The 6229-nt window shown below is 58.0% G+C and carries 7 protein-coding genes; 1 reads left to right on the top strand and 6 read right to left on the bottom strand.

Going from position 1 to position 6229, the window contains the following annotated elements; genetic code table 11:
- Window positions 1–3: 3 nt before the first annotated feature.
- The 3 genes from ACF8MC_RS15500 to lpxO form a co-directional block, all read right to left on the bottom strand.
- On the bottom strand, window positions 4–702 hold the full coding sequence (locus ACF8MC_RS15500; RefSeq protein WP_223182021.1) for a CTP synthase: 699 nt from the start codon (window positions 700–702) through the stop codon (window positions 4–6).
- Window positions 703–817: 115 nt separating this feature from the next.
- On the bottom strand, window positions 818–1738 hold the full coding sequence (lpxP, locus tag ACF8MC_RS15495) for a kdo(2)-lipid IV(A) palmitoleoyltransferase (RefSeq protein WP_033648968.1): 921 nt from the start codon (window positions 1736–1738) through the stop codon (window positions 818–820).
- A gap of 298 nt (window positions 1739–2036) precedes the next feature.
- Window positions 2037–2942 carry a lipid A hydroxylase LpxO gene (lpxO, locus tag ACF8MC_RS15490; protein WP_049212963.1) on the bottom strand — a complete coding sequence of 302 codons (906 nt, stop codon included), beginning with the start codon at window positions 2940–2942 and terminating at the stop codon, window positions 2037–2039.
- Between the two features lie 257 nt (window positions 2943–3199).
- Between lpxO and ACF8MC_RS15485 the strand changes: the two genes are divergently transcribed.
- Complete coding sequence (locus ACF8MC_RS15485; protein ID WP_004936850.1) at window positions 3200–3541, top strand: hypothetical protein; 342 nt, start codon at window positions 3200–3202, stop codon at window positions 3539–3541.
- 128 nt (window positions 3542–3669) lie between these two features.
- On the opposite strand, the gene fis is transcribed toward ACF8MC_RS15485, so the two are convergent.
- The 3 genes from fis to prmA form a co-directional block, all read right to left on the bottom strand.
- Window positions 3670–3966, bottom strand: a complete 297-nt coding sequence (gene fis / locus ACF8MC_RS15480) for a DNA-binding transcriptional regulator Fis (RefSeq protein WP_000462905.1) — start codon at window positions 3964–3966, stop codon at window positions 3670–3672.
- Window positions 3948–4952, bottom strand: coding sequence for a tRNA dihydrouridine synthase DusB (gene dusB, locus ACF8MC_RS15475; protein ID WP_004936856.1), 1005 nt, complete (start codon window positions 4950–4952; stop codon window positions 3948–3950). Before dusB ends, fis begins: the two co-directional genes overlap by 19 nt.
- 393 nt (window positions 4953–5345) lie before the next feature.
- Window positions 5346–6227, bottom strand: coding sequence for a 50S ribosomal protein L11 methyltransferase (prmA, locus tag ACF8MC_RS15470; protein WP_033636181.1), 882 nt, complete (start codon window positions 6225–6227; stop codon window positions 5346–5348).
- Window positions 6228–6229 lie beyond the last annotated feature (2 nt).

Raw genomic sequence — 6229 nt, 5'->3', positions numbered from 1 at the left:
TTTTTACCCGTTGGCGGCGGTTTTGACGAGTTCCACCACCAGCGGTGAAAGCTCGCCGCGCAGCGCGGCGCGTTCCGACTGGAACAGCGTGGCGACGTAAAAACGCCGGCCCGGCAGTTCGATGGCGCGCACGTCGCCTTCGGTGTCGTGGCCGCTGACGATCAGCGGGAAGCGCTCAAGATCGGCGACGAACTCCGGATTCACGCCGAAGTTGCAGTGGTAGCCTTCATGGGTGTTCAGGCTGCCGTAGGCCTGCGCGACGCGGGTGTCAGGCTGAAAAACGATGTCGCCGGTTTTTTCCACCAGCGAGCAGCTCAGCGGGGCGATCACCAATCGGCCGCCGCTGTCGGTTTCCGCATGGCCGGCGTCGTGCCAGCCCATCACGTTGCGGGCGTACTCGACGATGGCGTATTGAAAACCGCCGCAGGAGCCGAGGAACGGCACGTCGTTTTCCCGCGCATGGCGGATCGCCATAAAGGCGCCGTCGTCGTAACGATACGGGCTGCCCGGCACCACCCAGATGGCGTCGAAATTTTGCAGCACGTCGGGGGAGGTCAGGGTTTCTGTCGGTAGCCATTGGGGCTGCACGTCGATGTCGAGATGGGCGGCGGTGAGCTGGAGCGCCACGGGGATAGCCTGATGGGCCACGGCTTGCGGGTTGTAATCACCGACCAGAGCAATGCGAACTTGAGCTTTCATCATTTCCTTTCCTGTGCGGGTAAAAAAGGAGATTACAGGAAAGTAGAGTGTCGAGCCGCCGCTTTTTAAACGTGGCGCACAAAAAAGCCCGGCGTTGGCCGGGCTGGAAAAAAGAGGGTCAGTACAGCGAGGGCGCGCCGGCCGGTCGGGTTTTGAAGCGGCGGTGCAGCCACATGTATTGCTCCGGCGCCCGCATGATCTCTTTCTCGATCACTTTGTTCATGTAAGCCGCCGCCGCCTGTTCGTCGCTGAGCGGGTAGTCTTCCAGGGCCGGTTGAATCAGCAGGTCGTAGCCGCGGCCGCCTTCGCGGCGGATCAGCACCACCGGCACCAATGCCGGGTTGGCCATGCGCGCCAGCATGAAGGTGCCGCTGGTGGTGGCGGCCTGATCGACGGCGAACAGCGGCGCGAATACGCTGCCGCGCGGGCCGTAGTCCTGATCCGGCGCGAACCATACCGCCTCGCCGCGCTTGAGCGCGTGCACCATGCCGCGCAGATCCTTGCGATCGATCATCGCCTTGTTGGAGCGCATGCGGCCCTTGGTCTGCGCCCACTCCATCGCCTTGTTGTTGTGCGGGCGGTACATCGCCATCATCGGTTGGCACAGGCCCATCGCCCGGCCGCCCAGTTCCAGCGACATAAAGTGCACGCCGATCACCAGCACGCCGCGATCGTCGCGCTGCGCCATTTTGAGGTGGTTGATGCCGGAGACGTTGAACCAGCGCTTGACGCGTTTATCCGACCAGAACCAGGCCATGCCGGTTTCCAGCAGGCCCATGCCGAGCGATTCGAAGTTGCCCACCACTTTACGTTCGCGCTGCGCTTCGTCCATCTCGGGGAAGCACAGTTCGAGGTTGCGGCGGGTAATGGTGACGCGACGCTTAAGAAAACGCATCGAAGTGCGCCCCATCCACACCCCCAGCCGATTGAGCAACGGGTAAGGGAGCTGTACCAGCAGGAACAGCAGGGCCAGGCCGAACCAGGTCAGCCAGTAGCGCGGGTGCAGCAAGGAAAGTTGAAATCTCTTTTGGCGTTTCATAGCAGCTCGTTTATGCGTTAGGGGGGTAGCAACCTGTAACGCATAAAGGATCCACTCGATAGCGATACGACTACTCAGACACCCGAGTACGGCCAGGGTTTAGTCGGAATTCCATAATTGACTAAACATTTACATTCGAAGGGCGGTTTGCGCTGCTATCAGGCTTCGGAGGGATAGCTGTTGGCCAGCGGAGGCGGCTCTAGGAACGTGTATGTTAACACAGGGTACGGGGTGTGGCGGAAGAGGGGCATGCGAATATTCTCATTCGCGTTGCCCCCGAGTTGAAGATTGGCGCGTTTTATAGGCTGGGAATGATAATCGCGGCGAAAATCGCAGCGATCACCAGCCATTTCAGCAGGTAGTAACCGCGGCGGTTGCGCGCCTTCAGGCGCTGGCCGGCATCGCGCACCGCGTTGACGTATTTGAAGATGCGGTTGATGCCGCCGGTGCGGTCCTGATCGTCGTTTGGCGAGCTGGCCGCCGACATCAGCGTGGCGCCGACCCAGTGGTTGACCGCCTGCGCCCAGCGCCATTTCATCGGCCGCTCGACGTCGCAAAACAGAATGATGCGCGTCTGATCGGTGGCGTTCTGCGCCCAGTGCACGTAGGTTTCGTCGAAGATCACCGCCTCGCCGTCGCGCCAGCTGTGCTGCTCGCCGTCCACCTCGATGAAGCAGCGATCGTCGTTGGGCGTCATCAACCCCAGGTGATAGCGCACCGAGCCGGCGTAAGGATCGCGGTGTTTACCCAAATGGCTGCCGGGCGGCAGCTCGGCGAACATCGCGGCCTTGACCGACGGGATGCGGTTGAGCAGCTCGACGGTTTTTGGGCACAGCGTCTGCGCCGAAGGGTGGCTGTCGCTGTACCACTTCAGATAGAAACGTTTCCAGCCGCGTTTGAAGAAGGTGTTGAACCCCGCATCGTTGTGCGACTGCGCCTTTTTGATGTGATGCTGCAAGCGCACCGCTTCCTCGCGGATCACCTGCCAGTTGTCGGTCAGCGTCTGCAGCTCCGGGAAAACTTTTTCGTCGAAATAGGGCTGCCTGGCGGGCAAACGGGAGAAACCGGTCATAAACATATTGATCGGCCCCATAAAGGTGGAGTGATCGAACAGTTGGCGGGTAAGCTTTTGTTTCTCCTTGCCGCGGGAGTGTGCGTAAAGGAAGCTGACGATAAAAACGCCTATGATGATGACGGCAACCATAGAATCCATCCCTGTCATTACTGATTATTACGAGGTAAAAAACGTAAAAATTATAGTTTTGTGACAGATAAAATTTAACTTTTTCGTGCCATTTCGCCATTGTTGAACGTAGATGGCATGAAAAGTTAATAAAGATGTGAGTGTTGATATTTTATGTTGGTATTTTTGATTTTCGTACTATTCTTAGGTTTCTTTAACGGGATTGTGTGCCATATTATTTCATGACGAATGGCACGTATCTGAGAAAAGAGGGACTTATGAAGAAATCAATCATTGCCTTGTCTGCACTGCTGCTCGCTTCCCCGGTGTTCGCCGCTGAGACCGCGACCGACACCGCCGCTCACGCCAGCAACGAGGTCGTTGCCGAAGCGCACAAAGGAGCGGATACCGCCAAAGAAAAGCTGCACCAGTCTCAGGACAAGGGTGAAGAGCTGAAGCTGAAAGCCAAGCACGCCGCCGAAGGCAAGAGCGACAGCGTCGGCAGCAAAGTGAGCGAAGGCTCGCAAAAGGCCTGGCACTCCACCAAGCAAGGTTCGGAGAAGGCTTGGGACAAGACCAAGCAAGGGGCGGAAAGCCTCAAGAACAAAGTGACCGAATAAGGTCTCCGCTTTGCCACAAGGGCCGCGCTGCGGCCTTTTTTATTGCCCGCAAACCGGGCGCGCCCCAAAAGAAAAAGGCGCTTATCAAATGAGATAAAGCGCCTTTTCAACACGTTAACTGACTAGTATCAGTTCATGCCGTATTTTTTCAGCTTCTTGCGCAGCGTGCCGCGGTTGATGCCCATCATCAGGGCTGCGCGGGTCTGGTTGCCACGGGTGTATTGCATCACCATGTCCAACAGTGGCTGTTCAACTTCAGCCAGTACCAGCTCATACAGGTCATTTACGTCTTGACCGTTCAGTTGAGCAAAATAGTTCTTCAGTGCTTGTTTAACCGAGTCACGCAGAGGCTTTTGAGTCACCTGATCTTGTGAGTTAACGGTAGAAACGGTCAGTACGTCAGAATTTACGCGTTGTTCGAACATAGTTCTGTCAGCTCTTTTTTTACGCTAAGATTTTCGAAATATGCCTCCAACGCCTCCAGCTGTTCGCTGGCATCCTCTATGGCGTTGAATGTGCGCCGAAACTGGTCATTCGGAGCGTGTTCCTGGAGATACCAGGACACGTGCTTACGAGCAATCCGGAATCCCTTGCCTTGGCCATAGAAGCCGTGCAATTCCCGAATGTGCCCAATCAACAAGCGCTTCACCTCGCCAAGCGGCAGCGGCGGCAGCAACTCCCCAGTGTCCAGATAATGCTGGATTTCCCGGAAGATCCAGGGTCTCCCCTGAGCAGCGCGGCCTATCATCAGGGCATCGGCCCCGGTGTAGTCGAGCACTGCTCTGGCTTTATGCGGGTCAGTAATATCCCCATTCGCGATAATCGGAATGGAAACACTCTGCTTAACTGCCCGAATGCTGTCGTATTCCGCGTCGCCGTTAAACAGACAGGCGCGGGTTCGGCCGTGAATCGTCAGGGCCTGAATACCACAGTCTTCGGCCAGTTGGGCAATCTCTACACAGTTACGATGCTCTGGCGCCCAGCCGGTGCGAATCTTCAGCGTTACCGGCACATCCACCGCGTCAACCACCGCGTGGAGGATCCGTTTAACCAGATCCGGGTACTGCAACAAGGCGGACCCGGCAAGCTTCCGGTTCACTTTTTTGGCCGGGCATCCCATATTGATGTCGATGATCTGCGCGCCGCTGGCCACGTTGATACGCGCGGCGGCGGCCATATCATCAGGATCGCATCCGGCAATCTGCACGGAGCGGATCCCTGGTTCATCGCTATGCACCATACGCAGACGCGACTTATCCGTCCGCCACACCTCCGGGTTGGAGGAGAGCATCTCGGATACAGCCATCCCAGCACCCATTGCATGACAGAGGGTTCTGAACGGGCGATCTGTAATACCGGCCATCGGGGCCGCAATCAGGCAATTAGTAAGCTGGTGGTGTCCAATGCGCATAGACAAAGAGTGACCATACTGTGTCCGCAAGGGCGCGTATATTACGCATTTTTGCGCCGAGATGAAAGGCCAAACTTTAACCAATTGGCGCGATATTAGGGCAAAAAATGCGCTGCGCAGTGATTCATAAAAATATTGTATATATTTTACAATGAGTTGACGAAAAGTGCTTATTTTGTGTGCGGTAAAATATTCGCCTTTGCGCAGAATATTATCTGCATTCACCCGCGTTTTTTGCCGGGATAGCCTGCCTGGAAGGCGCATTGTCAGGGCGATCCGTCGTTGAACGGCGAAAAATTGCATAAAATTTTGTCTCGCCCGCGGGCCGATCGCCAGGCAAAAAAAATCCACCGGCGCAGGGCCGGTGGATGAGGGAGCAATAGACCGTGACGCTTACTTGCGGCGGCCGGTGATGCGGCACCACTCTTCACGCTCGGCGACCGGGTCGAGCGTGAACTTTTCTTCGTAGGCTTGCGCAACGCTGCTGGCCTGGCTGGCCAGCACGCCGGACAGCCCCAGATGGCCGCCGGCCTTCGGCAGGCAACCGATCAGCGGCGCCAGCTCGCGCAGCGGGCCGGCGAGGATGTTGGCGACCACCACGTCCGCCAGCAGGTCCGCCGGCTGGTCTTTCGGCAGATACAGCTCCAGACGCTCTGAAACGCCGTTACGCTGCGCGTTGTCGCGGCTGGCCTGAATGGCCTGGGGATCGATGTCGATGCCGATAGCGCGCGCCGCACCCAGCTTCAGCGCGGCGATCGCCAGGATGCCGGAACCGCAACCGAAGTCGATAACGGTTTTGCCGGCCAGATCGAGGCCGTCCAGCCACTGCAGGCACAGCGCCGTGGTCGGGTGGGTGCCGGTGCCGAACGCCAGGCCCGGATCGAGCATCACGTTGACCGCGTCGGGATCCGGCACGTCGCGCCAGCTCGGGCAGATCCACAAACGCTCGCCGAAGCGCATCGGGTGGAAGTTATCCATCCATTCGCGCTCCCAGTCCTTATCTTCCAGCTGCTCTATCTTGTGGCGGAAACCGGCGCCCAGCAGCGGGTGCTGTTCCAGCATCGCCACCACCTCGGCCATATCGGTTTCCGCGTCGTACAGGCCGATCACGTCGGTATCGCCCCACAGCAGGGTTTCACCCGGCAAGGGTTCGAACACCGGGTTGTCGTGGGTGTCCTGGAAGGTCACCGACACGGCGCCGCTTTCCACCAGCGCGTCGCTCAGGTCTTCCGCCTGGCTGCCGGTGGTGTTCAGTTTGAGTTGGATCCAAGGCATAG

Origin of the sequence: Serratia sp. LACPHL-BACT-2024-00286 (genome assembly GCF_043109535.1) — a bacterium.
Classification (GTDB): domain Bacteria; phylum Pseudomonadota; class Gammaproteobacteria; order Enterobacterales; family Enterobacteriaceae; genus Serratia; species Serratia sarumanii.
Note: the sequence above shows the minus strand (reverse complement) of the source record. Positions and strands in the feature narration are given on the sequence as shown.